We start from the raw sequence: 15,550 nt of genomic DNA, 5'->3' as shown, positions 1-15,550 counted from the left end.
ACCTCGGTCAGGGCGCCTGCCGTACCGGGTTCTCGCTCGGAGCGGGAACGTCGTGGACTGCCTCGACCATGTCGTCGAACTCGCGCTGAATCTCCGCGTCGTCGCGGGCGGTGGCCAGCGAGACGACGATGGCCACAACCGCGCAGGCGAGGAAGGCGGGGACGATCTCGTACATGACGCCGGCCAGCGCGTCGTTCTGGCCCCAGACGCCGACCACCACGGCGCCGGTGATCATGCCGGCGATCGCGCCGGCGGAAGTGAGCCTGCGCCAGAACAGCGACAGGAGGATCAGCGGACCGAACGCACCGCCGAAACCGGCCCACGCGAAGCCGACGAGGTCGAGAATCGACCCGTCCGGGTCCAGGGCGAGCAGGATGGCCACCACCGCGACCGTCAACACCCCGAGTCGGCCGTAGGTGACCAGCTTCGTCGGGCTGGCCTCCTTGCCGAACGCGCGGTAGATGTCCTCGACCAGAGCCGACGAGCACACGATGAGCTGCGACGAGATCGTCGACATGATGGCCGCCAGCACCGCGGCGAGCACGATTCCGGCGATGAAGGGATGGAACAGGACCTGCGCCAGACGCAGGAACACCGTCTCGGGATTGTCGAGCGTCTCGCCCCGGCTGGAGAAGTACGCCAGCCCCGCGAGCCCGGTGGTGATCGCGCCGCCGGCGGTGAGCACCATCCAGCTGATGCCGATGCGGCGGCCCGCCTTCGCGTCCGCCGCGGAACGCATCGCCATGAACCGGACGATGATGTGGGGTTGACCGAAGTAGCCGAGTCCCCACGCGGCCGCGGACACGATGGCAAGGAAACTTCCGCCGAAAAACAGTGAGGTGCGGTGGATTTCGTCGCCGGGCTGGGCTGCGTTGTGCGCCGCATCGGCGGCGTGAACCAGGCTGACCACGTCGCCGGGCCCGCCGGTGGCGATGATCGCGACGACGGGGATCGCGACAAGTGCGGCGAACATCAACAGCGCCTGCGCGACGTCGGTCAGGGATGCGCCGAGAAATCCGCCGAACAGGGTGTAGCAGAGGGTGATTCCGGCGACCAGCAGCATGCCGGTCACATACGACGAGCCGAACGAGGTTTCGAAGAACACGCCACCGGCGACCATCCCGGAAGACACGTAGAACGTGAAGAAGACCAGAATGATCACGCCGGCCGAGATCCGCAGGATGTGCGAGTGATCTCGCAGCCTGTTCTCGAAGAAACTGGGCACGGTGATCGAGTTGTTGGCGATCTCGGTGTAGGTCCGCAGTCGCGGAGCGACGAACCGCCAGTTGAGCCAGGCGCCGATCACCAGGCCGATCACGATCCACGCCTCGACCAGGCCGGTGGCGTAGATGGCGCCGGGTACCCCGAGGAGCAGCCAGCCGGACATGTCCGACGCCCCAGCCGACAGCGCCGCGACGCCCGGTCGGAGTCTGCGGCCGCCGAGCATGTAGTCGTCCAGGTCGCTGGTCTGGCGGTAGGCGTAGAAGCCGATCGCGAGCATCAGGGCGAAATACAGCCCGATGGCCAGCATCTGCGACGTCTGGTCGGTCATCTCGGTGTCCTCGTTCCGGTCGAAGGTGGACTCACGACGGGGTGCCCGTGTTCAAGATCACTAAAGCAGGAAAGCGACCCTGACTTCTTGGCCGATCCAATGGGAAACACGGCCTTGCTTTGTCCTGGCGCACAAGGGACGGATTTTTGTCCGCGTTGGCGTCGACCGCCGGGCGGTGGGCGAACAGAGGTCATTCTCCAGGCATTTCGTTCCGAGCGGTGCGGTCAGGGGTGAACGTAATGAACTAATAGGTGACCTGGCTCACTCGCTGGCCGAACATCCTTGGCAGACGTTCGACCCCGTTGAGCCCGGAGGGCAGCACGATGACGACTACAATCGACAACCCGACACCGCCCGGGACGCCCAGGCAGAAGCGCGACCGCACCCACTGGCTCTACATCGCCGTGATCATCGCGGTCATCGCCGGCGTCGGCGTCGGCATCCTGGCGCCCGAGGTCGGCAAGAGCGTCGGCGTACTGGGCACCATGTTCGTCGCGCTGATCAAGATGATGATCGCCCCGGTCATCTTCTGCACGATCGTGCTGGGCATCGGGTCGGTCCGCAAGGCCGCCACCGTCGGCAAGGTCGGCGGCCTGGCCTTCGTCTACTTCCTGGCCATGTCGACGTTCGCGCTGGCGATCGGTCTGGTCGTCGGCAACCTGCTGCACCCGGGCAGCGGCCTGAACCTGTCCGAGAGCACGGTGGGCAAGGGCGCCGAACTGGCCGAGAAAGCGCACGAATCCGGCGGCATGCTGGAGTTCGTCCAGGGCATCATCCCGACGTCGATGTTCTCGGCGCTGACCGAGGGCAGCGTGCTGCAGGCGCTGTTCATCGCGCTGCTCGTCGGGTTCGCGCTACAAGGTCTCGGCTCGGCGGGGGAGCCCATCCTGCGCGGCATCGAGCACCTGCAGAAGCTGGTGTTCAAAGTGCTCGTGATGATCCTGTGGCTGGCGCCGATCGGTGCGTTCGGCGCGATCGCCAACGTCGTCGGACAGACCGGCTGGGCGGCCGTCGGACAGCTGATGGCCCTGATGCTCGGCTTCTACCTGACCTGCACGATCTTCGTGTTCGGGGTGCTGGGCACGCTCCTGCGCTTCGTGTCGGGCGTGTCGATCTTCAAACTGGTCCGCTACCTGGCTCGCGAATACCTGCTGATCGTCTCGACGTCGTCGTCGGAGTCTGCGCTGCCGCGGCTGATCGCCAAGATGGAGCACCTCGGCGTGGACCGCTCGACCGTCGGCGTCGTGGTGCCCACCGGCTACTCGTTCAACCTGGACGGCACCGCGATCTACCTGACGATGGCCTCGCTGTTCATCGCCGGCGCCCTCGGCGACCCGTTGACCGTCAGCGAGCAGATCGGCCTGCTGGTCTTCATGATCGTCGCGTCCAAGGGTGCTGCCGGGGTGACCGGCGCGGGCCTGGCCACCCTCGCCGGCGGCCTGCAGGCCCACCGGCCCGACCTGCTCGACGGTGTCGGGCTGATCGTCGGCATCGACAGGTTCATGTCCGAGGCCCGCGCGCTGACCAACTTCTCCGGCAACGCGGTGGCCACCCTGCTGGTCGGCACCTGGACCAAGACCATCGACAACGACAAGGTCAGTTCCGTGCTGGCCGGCAAGGATCCCTTCGACGAGCTGACGATGCTCGACTCGGACCACGGCTCACGTGCCCACGAGCCGGCGCAGGAGAAGCTCCCCGCGACGGTGTAGGGCACAGGTGGGAACGGGCCCGGTCGGCACCCTTTGCCGACCGGGCCTTTCCGTGTGCGGGACCGGTCAGCGCTCGGCGCGCTGGTAGGCGGTGACGACCGCGGCGCCGCCCAGCCCGATGTTGTGCTGCAGTGCGGCGGTGACGCCGTCCACCTGACGTTTGTCCGCGCTGCCGCGCAGCTGCCAGGTCAGCTCGCTGCACTGCGCCAGGCCCGTGGCGCCCAACGGATGTCCCTTCGAGATCAGCCCGCCTGACGGGTTGACCACCCACCGGCCGCCGTAGGTGGTGTCCTCGTCGTCGATGAGCCTGGGCGCCTCGCCGGGGCCGCACAGCCCGAGGGCCTCGTACAGGAGCAGCTCGTTGGCCGAGAAGCAGTCGTGCAGCTCGATCACCTGGAAGTCCTCGGGGCCGAGCCCCGACTGCTGGTAAACCTGTTGCGCTGCTTTGACGTTCATGTCATAGCCGATGACGTTGGCCGCGCTGCCGTCGAACGTCGAAGCGAAGTCGGTGGTCATGGCCTGGCCGACGATCTCGACGGCCTGCCCGGCGAGGTCATGCTCGGCGACATAGTCCTCGCTCGCCAGCACGACCGCCGCCGACCCGTCGGAGGTCGGCGAGCACTGCAGCTTGGTCAGCGGATCGGAGATCATCTTCGCGGCCAGGATGTCGTCGAGCGAGTACTCGTCCTGGAACTGCGCGTACGGGTTGTTCACCGAATGCTTGTGGTTCTTGTGACCGATCTTCGCGAAATGCTCGGCCGTGGTGCCGTACTTCTTCATGTGCTCACGCCCGGCCGCGCCGAACATCCACGGCGCCACCGGGAACTGCATCGCATCGATCTCGTTGAGCGCCAAGATGTGTCGCTTCATCGGTGACTCGCGGTCGTCGACACTGCTGGCCAGCGAGCCGGGCTGCATCTTCTCGAAACCCAGGGCCAGCACGCAGTCGGCCAGCCCGCCGCGGATCGACTGGGCGGCCAGGTACAGCGCGGTCGACCCGGTCGAACAGTTGTTGTTCACGTTGACGATCGGGATGCCCGTCATGCCCAGTTCGTAGAGCGCGCGTTGCCCCGACGTCGAATCGCCCGAGCAGTACCCGACGAAGCCCTGCTGGATCTCGGTGTAATCCACACCGGCGTCGGCGAGCGCGTTGGTGCCCGACTCGCGCGCCATGTCGGGATAGTCCCAGCCCTCCCTACGGCCGGGCTTCTCGAACCTGGTCATGCCGACACCGATGACGAAAACCCGCCTCATAGTGTTCCCTTCGCTGTGTGGTGTTCTCTCCAGCACGGTAGCGGGGGCTATCCGTACTGCAACCACCAGTTGTGCAGATCCTCCAGATCGGATCCTTGCGCGTCGACCAGCAGGAGGTTCTCGTCGTTGGTCCACACCACGTCGGCGTTGTCGTTGTAGGTGCCGCAGGCGATCTGGCCGACGGGCTGATCCGGGGTGTCGACGTAATGCCACGTCGTGGGCGAGTCGATGCCGCTGCCCGGGCACTGCATCAACGACGAGTTCACCTGCACCGCTCCGGCGAACGCGGCGTCGAGGGTCTCCCGGTTGTCGAAGATCGAGTACCGGGCGAAGGCCGGCCCGGTGGGGGTGAGCGCCTGCGTGCAGTCCACGGTCGCGACCGCGCCCGCCGCGGGCGGCTGCACCGGCTGGCAGTTCGAGCTGTCGTGTCCCTCGGACAGCAGGCTCATCAACTGCTCTTCGGCCGAATCCGACGGCAGGGCCGGGGCGGACTCGGTCCGGGTGCGCCGGTGCGATTCCCGCGACCCCGAAGTCGGCGCGGCATCGGCGCCGGGGCGTTCCGCCACGGAGTCCGTCGCGTCCGTCGCGTCCGTTGCGTCCCCGGGGCGCACCAGCAGCCAGAGGCCCAGACCGGCCAGCGTCAGCACGATGACCGCCCCGGCAGCCAGGAACGCGACCATCGGTCCCTTCGCCTCCCGGCCCGGCGGCGTCGGTGGCAGTGGTGACAGTGGCGGCAGTGGTGCGGCCACTGTCGCCGCCTGCGACGGCCAGGCGGCGGCCACCGCGTCGGCGGCGGCCCTGGCCATCTCGCCGGCCGACCCGTACCGGTCCTGCGGGCGCTTGGCCAGGCCACGGGCGACGACCTCGTCGAGGCCGGCGGGAAGGCCGGGGCGCTGCACGCTGGGACGCGGTGCCGGATCGTTGAGATGGGCCGCGATCACCACGCTGACGCTGTCGCCGCGGAACGGCGCCACCCCGGTCAGGCATTCGTAGAGCACACACGTCAGCGCATACACGTCGGCCCGGTGGTCGACCTCGCCGCCGCCGAACCGTTCCGGAGCCATGTAGGCGTAGGTCCCGACGGCCGTGCCCAGCTGGGTGAGCGCCTCGTCGGTGGCCGCGTTCGCGATGCCGAAGTCCACCAGATAGGCGAAGTCGTCCTGGTTGAGCAGGATGTTCTCCGGCTTCACGTCGCGGTGCAGGATGCCGGCGCGGTGCGCGGCGTCCAGCGCCGAGGCGACCTGACGCACGACCGCGGTGGCGCGCGCGGGATCCATCGGCCCCCGCTCGCGCAGGATCGTGCGCAGGTCGGTGCCGTCGATCAGCCGCATGTCGACGAACAACAGCCCGTCGATCTCGCCGTAGTCGTGGATCGGCACCACATGCGGTTCCTGCAGGCGGCCCGCGGCCTGTGCCTCCCGCTGCAGCCGGGCCCGGAACACCGGGTCATGAGAAACCGCCTCGGGCAACAACTTCAGCGCGACCACCCGATGCCTGACGGTGTCCTCGGCCTCGTAGACCTCGCCCATGCCGCCCTTGCCGAGCAGCCGCCGCAGCCGGTAGGGCCCTATCTGGGAGCCGACCCGGGAACGGGGCACGGGCTCGGTCATCGGCGCTCCTCGGGTTTCGTCCGGCGAAGTCACAGTAAACGGACCGAAGCCGCCACGCCGGGCCAGACGCGCGGTTCCCGATTTCCGGCCGATCCGGGCGCGACTGGTGTAGATGTCGATAGAACGTGTTCTAGTTGGCGGCGCCGCCGTGAGGAGACGACATGACTTTGCGGGTCGTGCAATGGGCCACCGGCGGTGTCGGCGTCGCTGCGGTCAAGGCGGTGCTGGAGCATCCCGACCTGGAACTGGTGGGTTGCTGGGTGCACTCGCCGGAGAAGGCCGGGCGTGACGTCGGGGAGATCGTCGGGGTCGGCCCGCTCGGTGTCACCGCGACCGACAGCATCGACGAGATCCTGGCCTCGGAGGCCGACGCGGTGATCTACGCGCCGCTGATGGCCAACCCCGACGAGGTCGCGGCGCTGCTGCGGTCGGGCAAGAACGTCGTCACCCCGGTGGGCTGGCTCTATCCCAGCGCGCGCAGCGGCGCGACGATGCGGGAGGCCGCGATCGCGGGCAACGCGACCCTGCACGGCACCGGGATCGCGCCCGGCGGGATCAGCGAGAAGTTCCCGCTGATGCTGTCGGCCATGTCCACCGGTGTGACATTCCTGCGCGCCGAGGAGTTCTCGGACCTGCGCACCTACGAGGCGCCCGACGTGCTCCGGCACGTGATGGGTTTCGGGGACACCCCCGACAAGGCGCTGACCGGGCCGATGCAGAAGCTGCTCGACACCGGGTTCATCCAGGCGGTCCGCATGTGTGTCGACCAGCTGGGCTTCGCGGCCGACCCGAAGATCCGGGCGACGCAGGAGATCGCGGTGGCCACCGCACCGATCGCTTCCCCGATGGGCACGATCGAGCCGGGTCAGGTGGCGGGCCGCCGATTCCACTGGGAGGCGCTGGTCGACGGCGAACCCGCGGTGCGGGTGACGGTGAACTGGCTGATGGGGGAGGAGAACCTGGACCCGGCCTGGACTTTCGGGCCCGAGGGGCAGCGCTACGAGATGGAGGTCCGCGGCAACCCGGATTTCACGGTGTCGGTCAAGGGCTTTCAGTCCGAGGTCGGCGGCGAGGGTCCCGAGTACGGCGTGGTGGGCACCGCGGCGCACTGCGTCAATTCGGTGCCCGCGGTCTGCGCGGCGCCCCCCGGCATCGCCACGTACCTCGATCTGCCGCTGATCAGCGGCAAAGCGGCAGCGCCAAAGACCGGCACCGACCGCTGACCCGGGACTAGCATTCGGGTATGCCCGCCTCTACCGCGGACCACTGACCCGATGTGCCGGCTGTTCGGCCTACACGCGGGAACTGCGGTGACCGCGACGTTCTGGCTGCTGGACGCGCCCGACAGCCTGGCCCGGCAGAGCCACCAGAATCCGGACGGCACCGGCCTGGGCGCCTTCGACGCCTCTGGCGCGCCGGTCGTCGAGAAGCAGCCGCTCGCCGCGTGGGAGGACACCGAATTCGCCCGTGCCGCGCGGCATCTCACCGGTACGACGTTCATCGCGCACGTGCGTTACGCGACCACCGGCGCGCCGGACATGACCAACACCCACCCGTTCCTGCAGGACGGCCGGCTGTGCGCGCACAACGGCGTGGTGGAGGGCCTGGACACCCTCGATGCGCGGCTGGCCGAACTCGGCGTCACCGATCTGGTGACCGGCCAGACCGATTCGGAACGGGTGTTCGCGCTCATCACGGCGGCCACCCGGTCCCGGAACGGCGATGTCGGCGCCGGAATCGTCGACGCGATGGACTGGCTGGCCGCCAACGTCCCGATCTGCGCGGTGAACCTGCTGGTGTGCACGGCCACCGACATGTGGGCGCTGCGTTACCCCGACACCCACGACCTGTTCGTGCTGGATCGGCGCCGACCGGCCGCGCATGCGCGATTTGAGCTGCGCACCAACAGGATCCATGCGCGGGCAGCCCACCTCGACACCGCGCCGTCGGTCGTGTTCGCGACCGAACGGATGGACGACGACCCGGCCTGGCGGCTGCTGGGCGACGGCGAGCTGGTCCACGTCGGGCCCGACCTCGACATCACCTCGACCCCCGGCGCCATACCGCCGCCCCGGCACCGGCTCTCGCTCAGCGGCCTGGCCCCCGCGGCAGCAGCCGGTCAGGCGCTGCGCTGATCGCGATCACTACGATGACCGCGACGGCGGCTCCCTTTCCGGCCCCGCCGGGAAGGAGCGTGGGATGCCCGACACCAACCGAGCACTGGTACTCGCCGGCGGGGGACTGGCCGGCATCGCCTGGGAGACCGGCGTGCTGCTCGGAATCAGCGACGAGCTCCCCGAAACGGGGCAGCAGCTGCTCGACGCCGACGTGCTGCTCGGGACCTCGGCCGGCTCGACCGTGGCGGCACAGATCGGCAGCGGGATCGCGCTGGCAGAGCTGTTCGACCGTCAACTGTCGCCGGAGTACGGAGCCCACGAGATCCATCCGGGCGTCTCCATCGACACCATCACCGAGCTGTTCCTGAGCGCGATGCTCATCCCGGACGCGACCAAGGAACAGAAGCTGCAGAAGATCGGCGCGGTCGCCGCCGAGACCGACACGGTGGCCGAACCCGTGCGCCGCACGGTGATCGAGCACCGTCTGCCGCAGCACTCATGGCCGGCCCGCACGCTGCGGGTGACCGCGATCGACATCGCCACCGGAGAGCTGGTGGTGTTCGACGCGGACTCCGGCGTCGATCTGGTCGACGCCGTCGCCGCGAGCTGCGCGGTGCCCGGCGTCTGGCCCCCGGTCACGATCGGCGACCGGCGGTTCATGGACGGCGGGGTGGCCAGCACGGTCAACATGGTCGCCGCCCGCGACTGCGGCGCCGCGGTCGCTCTGGTGCCCTCCGGCGCCGACAGTCCCTCACCGTGGGGAGCGGGCACCGCCACGGAGATCGACGGTTTCCCCGGGGCATCGCTGGCGGTGTTCGCCGACGCGGACTCCCTGGCGGCGTTCGGCACCAACCCGCTCGACCCCGCCTGCCGCGAGCCGGCGGCCCGGGCGGGCCGGGAGCAGGGGCGGCGGGAGGCCCACCGGGTCGCGGAGTTCCTGAGCCGGCGGTAGGCCGGGCCGGTCGTCTACACCTCGGAGGTGGACGCCTCAAAGGTCTGTAGCGCGGCATCGGCGAACTCCTGGCCGATCTCGATCACCTCGGCGGCGCGGTGGAAGTCCAGGGTGCGGCAGACGGTGCGCGGAAGCTCGATCAACAGATCGGGCGGATACGCCGCCAGTGTGTGCCGGGCCAGCGCGGCCTGGGCGATGTCGATCGACCGGTCCATCACCTCGAAGCTGCCGAGCTTCGGAATGGTGGGCAGCTGCCCGTCCACCGTCTCGTGCGCGGCCTCCTCCAGGGGCTCGTCGTCCCCGGTGACGAACCGCCCCAGCACCGCACGTCCGGGCGGGGTGTCCAGCAGCGTCCGGGCCGCCCTGGTGTCCAGCAACGACGACGAGCTGCGCCACATCCGGTTCAGCCATTCGGTGGTCGCCGGCCGTGACTCACGGTGGCGGCGACTGGCCTCCGGGTCGTCGCCGGACACGCTGACCGCGATGGTCACGTCGGCGTGGATCGCAGCCACCGGCGCCATCGGCAGCGGATCGAGAATGCCGCCGTCGGCGAGCAGGCGGCCGTCCAGCACATGCGGGGTGATCAACCCCGGGATCGCGATCGAGGCGCGGATCGCGCCGTCGACCGCACCGCGCTGAATCCACACCGACTTCCCGGTGATCAGATCGGTGGCCACCGAGGTGAACGGGACCGGAAGATCCTCGATGAGGACGTCGCCGAGGATCTCCCGGACGGCGTCGAGGATCTTCTCCGCGCGCAGCACACCCGGCGAGGCGAGGGACGGATCGAGCAGCCGCAGCACGGCCCGCTGGGTCAGCGCGCTCGCCCACTCCGCGAACTCGTCGAGCTTGCCGGCCGCCTCCAGTCCGCCGACCAGCGCGCCCATCGAGGAGCCGGCGATCCCGACCACCTCGTGCCCGCGTGCGCGCAACTCGTGAATGACACCGATGTGGGCGTAACCGCGCGCGCCGCCGCTGCCCAGGACCAACGCCACTCGCATGCAGACATTCTGCGCCCGCGACGCCCGCGGTCGCGCGGTCAGCCGCAGAGCGCGTCGGCGGCCGCCTCGACCGCGACGATCACCGCGGACTGCTGGCCGGGCGTCAGTTCCGACCATCGTCTGTCGAACGTGCCCGGCCCCACCGACTCCGCGTGCTGCACGGTGCCCAGGTACGGCTCGATCTGTGATCGTGGGTCGCCGCCCTGCTGTTCCATCCACGTCCGCGCAGCCCGGCAGGCCTGGAAGTAGTCGTCCTCGGTGGATTCGGCGGGCGCACTGACCGCGGTGGTCACGCCGCCGGGGGAGACGCCGACACCTGCGGGCGCCGGGGGCGCGGGCGATGCCCCGGACGTGGTCGTCGCGGTCTCCGACGACGTGGCGGACGGTTCCGGCGGGGACTCGGTGCCCGACGCGCATCCGGAGGCGACCACGAGAGCCGACGCGACGGTGCCTGCAATGCCCGCGGTGCGGAGGGAGTTCCTGGCCATCTGGCCAATCTATGCACGACCCCGTCGATGGCATCGGGGATCGGCTCGACGCGACCAGCGGATAGATAGATTCACCGTGACGTTAAGCCGCCGCGCTGGCGACGGGCGGACCGCCTGTGCCAGACTTGCCGCCGTGACCGACGTGACCCGGACCCAGGAGTGTTGTCAGGCCTAGCCGCCTGCCCCCTGATCCGTCCGTCTGTCTTTCTCTGGAGTGCTCCGATGATCCTGGCTCCCACCCGCCTGCGTCCTGCCGACCTGCTGCACGTCACCGACCGCTTCGCCGACGACGTCCTCGGCGGCGACTACGACCACCTGCTGCCCGCCGCCGGGCTGCCCACCGCCGAGCGGTGGTTCACCCGCCTGCACGGCACCGACGAACTCGACGTCTGGCTGATCAGCTGGGTGCCGCACCGCTCGACCGAACTGCACGACCACGGCGGCTCACTGGGGGCGCTGACCGTGATCTCCGGCGCGCTGACCGAAACCCGCTGGGACGGCGAGGCTTTGCGTGACCGCCGACTGGTGGCCGGCGACCAGGCGGCGTTCCCACTCGGCTGGGTGCACGACGTGGTGTGGGCGCGCGACACCGTGACCGGCGGCGGCACCCCGGCCGCGGGACCTACGCTGAGTGTGCACGCGTACTCGCCGCCGCTGACCGCGATGTCCTACTACGAAGTCACCGCGCAGAACACGTTGCGGCGCAACCGGACCGAACTGACCGACAAGCCGGAGAGCGACTGATGGGCAGCAGGATCGACGCCGTACTCGCCGACGCGCGGGCCACGCTGACCCGGCTACCGGCCGAGGAAGTGCCCGCGGCACTGGCCCGGGGCGCGGTGCTGGTCGACATCCGACCGGCCGCGCAGCGCGCCGCCGAGGGCGAGGTGCCCCAAGCCCTGGTGATCGAGCGCAACGTGCTGGAGTGGCGGTGCGACCCCACCAGCGACGCCCGGATCCCGCAGGCGGTCGACGACGACGTCGAGTGGGTGGTGCTGTGTTCTGAGGGCTACACCTCCAGCCTGGCCGCGGCCTCGCTCAAGGAACTCGGCCTGCACCGTGCCACCGACGTCATCGGCGGCTACCACGCGCTCAAAGGTGTTCTGGTCTAGGTGTTCTCGTCGCTGCGGAGCATGCCCCGCAGCTTCTCGGTCTTGGCTTGCGTCCAGCCCGGCGGCAACAGGATCGACGCCCACGCGTCGGCGACGTCGCGGACGTAGACGTGCCCGTGGCCGTCGGGGACGTTGACCGCGACCGCCATGTCGGCGCTGACCTGGAGGAACGTCACCACCGGGATCCACTCCATGTTCGGTGACACGTCATATCCGCGCGGCTCGTGAAGCCAGTCCGGTCGGGTGAACAGCAGATCGGTGTTCCACCACGCGATCGGATCCGAGGCGTGCTGCAGATAGACCACCCTGGGCTGCTCCCACGGATCGTGGGGCCGCTGCAGGTCCCGGGCCTGGGCGACGAAGCGGACGTTGGCGCCCTTGTCGTACACCGGCAGCCACATCGGCGAGCCCGGATCACGGTTGCCGGTCAGGTCCGTCCAGATCGTGTTGTTGAACGTGGGCCCGCTGAACAGGGCGCCGTCGGTGCGCGCGATCAGATTGTTCAACGCCAGGAACGGGGCCTCCCCGCCGAACGAACCGAGGCTCTCACCGAACACCACCAGCCTCGGGCGCAGCGCCTCGGGCATCTCGCGGATCAGCTCGTCGACCGCCTCGAACAGCGCCTGACCGGCCTGGCGGGCGTTCTCCTTGTCCACCAGGAACGACAGCCAACTGGGCAGGAACGAATACTGCATGGACACGATCGCGGTGTCGCCGTTGTACATGTACTCCAGCGCAGAGGCTTCGGCCTCGTTGATCCAGCCGGTGCCGGTGGTGGTGGCCACCGCGACGACGGCACGGTCCAGGCCGCCGGTGCGCTGCAGCTCGCGGGCGGCCAGCGCAGCGGTCTCCTTGATGCCCTCGGCCGAGTTCAGTCCGGCGTAGGCGCGGATCGGTTCGGTCGCGGCAGACCCGTTGAACTCGGTGAGGTCCTGGACCGACGGGCCGCCGGAGATGAAGATCCTGCCCTGGTGGCCGAGCGACTCCCAGCTCACCAGCGACTGCGGTCCGCCGGAGCGCAAATCCGATGTGGGCGCGGCGAAGTCGGGATCGGTCTCGTCGTTGACCGCGGCGAACGTCTTGTTGATCGTGCTCATCGCGACCCGCACCACCACGCCGTTGAGCAGCGCCACCGTCAACGCCAACAACAGTGCGACCACCACGACCGCGGCCACCCGGGGTGGGGCCACCCGCCTGATCTGACGGTCCAGGAAGCGCGCGAAAACGCCGACCTTCTGGCCGATCTCGACGAGCACGAACAGGGTCACCACTGAAAGGGCCGCAGCCAGAGGGTAATCCCAGAAGGTGAGCCGCGGAACGCCCATCAGATCGCGGACGTCGTCCTGCCAGTCGTGGAACTGGACGACCATCACGACCATCCCGATCACCGCGATGACGCCGAGCACCGCCCAGGCCCGCCGGGGCGCCGGCGGACTGCTGTCCTTGGACCCCATGAACCGCACCAGCCACACCGCGAAGACCCCGAGGCCGTAGCCGATCGCGCCCGCGCCGCCGCTGACCAGGCCCTGGAACAGCGGGCCGCGCGGGAGCAGCGACGGCGTGAGCGAGAACCACACGAAGATGAAACCGACCGCGGTGCCGGTGAACGTGTAGTGGCGCACCCACCAAGCGGGTCGAGGCGCGGTCGATTCCTCGCGCGCCGGCGCCTCGCCGGTCACCGCGGCGGGGGCTTCACCGGTATCGGTCACGCATGAACTCTAGCGATGCGTGAAGTTCGGCGACCGCTTCTCGGTGAACGCGTTCATACCCTCGGTCTGGTCGTCGGTGGCGAACGCCGAGTGGAACAGCCTGCGCTCGTAGAGCAGGCCCTCGGTCAGCGTGGTCTCGAACGCGCGATCGACGGCCTCCTTTGCCATCCGGGAGGCCGACAGCGACATGCCCGCGATCGTGCCCGCGACGGACCTCGCCTCTTCCAGCAACGTGTCGGCCGGCACCACGCGGGACACCAGCCCGGCGCGCTCGGCCTCCTCGGCACCCATGTTGCGCCCGGTCAGGATCAGGTCCATCGCCTTGGCCTTGCCGATCGCGCGGGTCAACCGCTGCGATCCGCCCATGCCGGGCAGCACGCCGAGCTTGATCTCGGGCTGGCCGAACTTCGCCGTGTCGGCGGCGATCAGGATGTCGCACATCATCGCCAGCTCGCAGCCCCCGCCCAGCGCGTAGCCCGCGACGGCGGCGATCGTCGGTGTGCGCGTCGCGGCGAACTTGCCCCACGCGGCGAAGAAGTCCGAGGAGAAGACGTCGGCGAACGACAGCCCGGCCATCTCCTTGATGTCGGCGCCGGCGGCGAAGGCCTTCTCGTTGCCGGTGACGATGATCGCCCCGACACCCGGGTCAGCGTCGAGTTCGGCTGCGGCGGTGGTGACTTCGTGCATCACCTGGCTGTTGAGCGCGTTGAGCGCCTTCGGCCGGTTCAGCGTGATGGTGGCGACCCGGTCGTCGCGCTCGACGATGATCGTGTCGAAGTTCGGTGAGCCCATGGTTACTCCTCGTCGAATGTCAGGTCGGGGTCGGCGGATGCGAAGTATGCCTCGACGTCAGCCGAGGTCACCTGCGACAACGACGCCGGCGACCACTTGGGGTTGCGGTCCTTGTCGATCAGCTGTGCGCGGATGCCCTCGACGAGGTCGTGCGAGCGCAGCGACGCGCACGAGATCCGGAACTCCTGGCGCAGCACGTCTTCGAGTGTGTCCAGCTTCGCGGCGCGGCGCACGGCTTCGAGCGTGACGGAGACCGCGACGGGGGAGCGGGACGCGATCAGGTCCGCCGCCTCGGCCGCGGCGCCGCCGTGGTCGCGCAGCGCGGCGACGATATCGGCCACGGTCTCCTGGGCGTAGCAGTGGTCGATCCACTCTCGCTGGGCCAGCAACGCGCTCGCGGGCGGCTCCTGGGCGAACGCGGCCACCGCGGCGTCGACGCCGTCGGCCTCGATCGCGTCGACGAACGACTCCAGTCGGTCCTGCGGCACGAAGTGGTCGGCGAACCCCATCGCGATGGCGTCGGCGCCGGAGAACGGCGCCCCGGTCAGCGCGGCGTGCACCCCGAGCAGGCCCGGTGTGCGCGACAGGATGTAGGTGCCGCCGACGTCGGGGATGAACCCGATGCCGACCTCGGGCATCGCCATCTTCGTGGTCTCGGTGACCACGCGGACGCTGCCGTGCGCGCTGATCCCGACCCCGCCGCCCATCGTGATGCCGTTCATCACCGCGACGTAGGGCTTCGGGTAGCGGCCGATGTAGGCGTTGAGCAGGTACTCGTCGTGCCAGAACCGGCGGGATCCGCTGCCCCCGGTCTTGGCGTCGTGGTAGATGGCCACCACGTCGCCACCCGCGCACAGCCCGCGGTCGCCTGCGCCGGAGACCACGACGGCGTCGACCGCGTCGTCGGTCTCCCAGGCCGTCAGCGTCCGCGCGATCGTCTCCACCATCGGATGGGTCAGTGAATTGATCGCTTTGGGCCGGTTGAGCGTGATCCGACCGAGGCCGCCGGCAGCAGTTACTAGGACATCCTTGTTTTCGTCCACGGATAGCAATCTAGATCGTCTCCCGGGTCGGCCTCAGCCCGGGTAAGGTTCCTGTGAAGGCCCTGGGAGGTGACCGGTCGATCTTGACGATCGCAGCCGGGAACTGTCCGGGAACCCCGAACGTTGACCGTGTGATCCTCACAGGTCGAGGCATGACGACACATAGAGACAGGAAGGACCCGACGGTGCGCGAAAGCAGCAACCCGGTGTT

At 69.2% G+C, this 15,550-nt stretch carries 14 protein-coding genes; 6 read left to right on the top strand and 8 right to left on the bottom strand.

Features of this window, described 5'->3' with window-relative positions; all coding sequences use genetic code 11:
• Positions 1 to 7: 7 nt before the first annotated feature.
• Complete coding sequence (gene putP, locus MVA01S_RS03775; protein ID WP_003929994.1) at positions 8 to 1,552, bottom strand: sodium/proline symporter PutP; 1,545 nt, start codon at positions 1,550 to 1,552, stop codon at positions 8 to 10.
• Positions 1,553 to 1,875: 323 nt separating this feature from the next.
• Here putP and MVA01S_RS03770 point away from each other — a divergent pair, with 323 nt between their 5' ends.
• Complete coding sequence (locus tag MVA01S_RS03770; RefSeq protein WP_003929995.1) at positions 1,876 to 3,261, top strand: C4-dicarboxylate transporter DctA; 1,386 nt, start codon at positions 1,876 to 1,878, stop codon at positions 3,259 to 3,261.
• A 66-nt stretch (positions 3,262 to 3,327) separates the two neighbouring features.
• Here MVA01S_RS03770 and MVA01S_RS03765 read toward each other — a convergent pair whose 3' ends face one another.
• Together MVA01S_RS03765 and MVA01S_RS03760 are read right to left on the bottom strand one after the other, a co-directional pair.
• Positions 3,328 to 4,515: a lipid-transfer protein gene (locus MVA01S_RS03765; protein WP_003929996.1), complete on the bottom strand. Its 1,188-nt coding sequence runs from the start codon at positions 4,513 to 4,515 to the stop codon at positions 3,328 to 3,330.
• Positions 4,516 to 4,562: 47 nt separating this feature from the next.
• A complete protein-coding gene (locus tag MVA01S_RS03760; RefSeq protein ID WP_003929997.1) occupies positions 4,563 to 6,125 on the bottom strand; it encodes a serine/threonine-protein kinase in 1,563 nt (520 codons plus the stop codon).
• A gap of 161 nt (positions 6,126 to 6,286) precedes the next feature.
• Between MVA01S_RS03760 and MVA01S_RS03755 the strand changes: the two genes are divergently transcribed.
• The 3 genes from MVA01S_RS03755 (at position 6,287) to MVA01S_RS03745 (ending at position 9,194) form a co-directional block, all read left to right on the top strand.
• Positions 6,287 to 7,348: an NAD(P)H-dependent amine dehydrogenase family protein gene (locus MVA01S_RS03755; protein ID WP_003929998.1), complete on the top strand. Its 1,062-nt coding sequence runs from the start codon at positions 6,287 to 6,289 to the stop codon at positions 7,346 to 7,348.
• Between the two features lie 51 nt (positions 7,349 to 7,399).
• Positions 7,400 to 8,260: a class II glutamine amidotransferase gene (locus MVA01S_RS03750; protein ID WP_003929999.1), complete on the top strand. Its 861-nt coding sequence runs from the start codon at positions 7,400 to 7,402 to the stop codon at positions 8,258 to 8,260.
• A gap of 64 nt (positions 8,261 to 8,324) precedes the next feature.
• Positions 8,325 to 9,194 carry a patatin-like phospholipase family protein gene (locus tag MVA01S_RS03745; RefSeq protein ID WP_003930000.1) on the top strand — a complete coding sequence of 290 codons (870 nt, stop codon included), beginning with the start codon at positions 8,325 to 8,327 and terminating at the stop codon, positions 9,192 to 9,194.
• A gap of 14 nt (positions 9,195 to 9,208) precedes the next feature.
• Here the strand turns inward: MVA01S_RS03745 and MVA01S_RS03740 are convergent, their stop codons facing one another.
• Positions 9,209 to 10,195, bottom strand: a complete 987-nt coding sequence (locus tag MVA01S_RS03740; protein ID WP_040540958.1) for a patatin-like phospholipase family protein — start codon at positions 10,193 to 10,195, stop codon at positions 9,209 to 9,211.
• A 38-nt stretch (positions 10,196 to 10,233) separates the two neighbouring features.
• On the bottom strand, positions 10,234 to 10,683 hold the full coding sequence (gene lpqV / locus MVA01S_RS03735; protein ID WP_003930002.1) for a lipoprotein LpqV: 450 nt from the start codon (positions 10,681 to 10,683) through the stop codon (positions 10,234 to 10,236).
• A gap of 222 nt (positions 10,684 to 10,905) precedes the next feature.
• On the opposite strand from lpqV, the gene MVA01S_RS03730 reads away from it, so the two are divergent.
• A complete protein-coding gene (locus MVA01S_RS03730) occupies positions 10,906 to 11,427 on the top strand; it encodes a cysteine dioxygenase (protein WP_003930003.1) in 522 nt (173 codons plus the stop codon).
• Positions 11,427 to 11,795, top strand: coding sequence for a rhodanese-like domain-containing protein (locus tag MVA01S_RS03725; RefSeq protein ID WP_003930004.1), 369 nt, complete (start codon positions 11,427 to 11,429; stop codon positions 11,793 to 11,795). Before MVA01S_RS03730 ends, MVA01S_RS03725 begins: the two co-directional genes overlap by 1 nt.
• On the opposite strand, the gene MVA01S_RS03720 is transcribed toward MVA01S_RS03725, so the two are convergent.
• Genes MVA01S_RS03720 through MVA01S_RS03710 form a run of 3 tightly spaced genes read right to left on the bottom strand, consistent with a single transcriptional unit; the run spans position 11,792 to position 15,339 of the window.
• Entirely contained in the window at positions 11,792 to 13,504 is a 1,713-nt protein-coding gene (locus MVA01S_RS03720; RefSeq protein WP_003930005.1) for an alpha/beta hydrolase, read from the bottom strand. The two genes, MVA01S_RS03725 and MVA01S_RS03720, sit on opposite strands and share 4 nt — an antisense overlap.
• A gap of 9 nt (positions 13,505 to 13,513) precedes the next feature.
• On the bottom strand, positions 13,514 to 14,296 hold the full coding sequence (locus MVA01S_RS03715) for an enoyl-CoA hydratase (protein WP_003930006.1): 783 nt from the start codon (positions 14,294 to 14,296) through the stop codon (positions 13,514 to 13,516).
• A 2-nt stretch (positions 14,297 to 14,298) separates the two neighbouring features.
• The gene (locus tag MVA01S_RS03710) at positions 14,299 to 15,339 is read right to left on the bottom strand and encodes an enoyl-CoA hydratase/isomerase family protein (RefSeq protein ID WP_003930007.1); all 1,041 of its coding nucleotides are present in this window, start codon (positions 15,337 to 15,339) and stop codon (positions 14,299 to 14,301) included.
• Between the last annotated feature and the right edge of the window lie 211 nt (positions 15,340 to 15,550).

Origin of the sequence: Mycolicibacterium vaccae NBRC 14118 = CIP 105934, from assembly GCF_001552715.1 — a bacterium.
Lineage (GTDB): Bacteria > Actinomycetota > Actinomycetes > Mycobacteriales > Mycobacteriaceae > Mycobacterium > Mycobacterium vaccae.
This window is presented reverse-complemented; position numbering and strand designations above follow the sequence as displayed.

What these genes read in the sequence shown, in the direction of transcription:
- putP (WP_003929994.1), bottom strand. Translation starts at nt 1,552, where the DNA reads ATGACCGACCAGACGTCGCAGATGCTGGCCATCGGGCTGTATTTCGCC.
- MVA01S_RS03770 (WP_003929995.1), top strand. Translation starts at nt 1,876, where the DNA reads ATGACGACTACAATCGACAACCCGACACCGCCCGGGACGCCCAGGCAG.
- MVA01S_RS03765 (WP_003929996.1), bottom strand. Translation starts at nt 4,515, where the DNA reads ATGAGGCGGGTTTTCGTCATCGGTGTCGGCATGACCAGGTTCGAGAAG.
- MVA01S_RS03760 (WP_003929997.1), bottom strand. Translation starts at nt 6,125, where the DNA reads ATGACCGAGCCCGTGCCCCGTTCCCGGGTCGGCTCCCAGATAGGGCCC.
- MVA01S_RS03755 (WP_003929998.1), top strand. Translation starts at nt 6,287, where the DNA reads ATGACTTTGCGGGTCGTGCAATGGGCCACCGGCGGTGTCGGCGTCGCT.
- MVA01S_RS03750 (WP_003929999.1), top strand. Translation starts at nt 7,400, where the DNA reads ATGTGCCGGCTGTTCGGCCTACACGCGGGAACTGCGGTGACCGCGACG.
- MVA01S_RS03745 (WP_003930000.1), top strand. Translation starts at nt 8,325, where the DNA reads ATGCCCGACACCAACCGAGCACTGGTACTCGCCGGCGGGGGACTGGCC.
- MVA01S_RS03740 (WP_040540958.1), bottom strand. Translation starts at nt 10,195, where the DNA reads ATGCGAGTGGCGTTGGTCCTGGGCAGCGGCGGCGCGCGCGGTTACGCC.
- lpqV (WP_003930002.1), bottom strand. Translation starts at nt 10,683, where the DNA reads ATGGCCAGGAACTCCCTCCGCACCGCGGGCATTGCAGGCACCGTCGCG.
- MVA01S_RS03730 (WP_003930003.1), top strand. Translation starts at nt 10,906, where the DNA reads ATGATCCTGGCTCCCACCCGCCTGCGTCCTGCCGACCTGCTGCACGTC.
- MVA01S_RS03725 (WP_003930004.1), top strand. Translation starts at nt 11,427, where the DNA reads ATGGGCAGCAGGATCGACGCCGTACTCGCCGACGCGCGGGCCACGCTG.
- MVA01S_RS03715 (WP_003930006.1), bottom strand. Translation starts at nt 14,296, where the DNA reads ATGGGCTCACCGAACTTCGACACGATCATCGTCGAGCGCGACGACCGG.